Origin of the sequence: Paraburkholderia sp. SIMBA_054, assembly GCF_046534875.1 — a bacterium.
GTDB lineage: Bacteria > Pseudomonadota > Gammaproteobacteria > Burkholderiales > Burkholderiaceae > Paraburkholderia > Paraburkholderia hospita.
Window position 1 is genome coordinate 1 of sequence record NZ_JAWRXV010000250.1, and the last position, 458, is coordinate 458.

At 62.4% G+C, this 458-nt stretch carries 1 pseudogene; it reads left to right on the forward strand.

From position 1 onward, the window contains the following. A pseudogene (locus SB822_RS54990) lies at window positions 1–181 on the forward strand (LysR family transcriptional regulator); the annotation flags it as partial. Window positions 182–458: the final 277 nt, after the last annotated feature.

Sequence of the window (458 nt, forward strand, 5' to 3'; positions counted from 1 at the left end):
CGTGACGAGTCGGCGCTGCTGCCTGGTGTCGCCGGCGAACCGGCCATTGCGGCCGATTGTTGCGGATGTGCGCGACTGGATCGTCGAGGAGATGCGTGCCGATTTGCGCACGTTGGAGAGTGCGTATCCGCAGTTGGGGTTGCGTGGGGCGTTGAAGGAGTGCGGCGTGACTATCGGCTGAGGGCCGCTCGCTCAAAGTCCCTGTTTCATCGTATTGAGCGTGGAGCCGAAAGACTGATGCGTGTTGACCGCATTGATGATATCCGCGAGGAACCACGGGAGAATCAATTGAGTATTGGGATCGGTCACGCCGACGCTTAGTACGGGCGGCTTCGGTTTGGACTTAGACGCGTGCTGATCGGTGCGCGCGGTGGGCGCGGTGGCCGTCGTGGGGGTTGCCGCAGAGCGAGATCCACGCGGCGCTTAACGTTCAGTCCATAGCGGCCGTGCCGCTGATC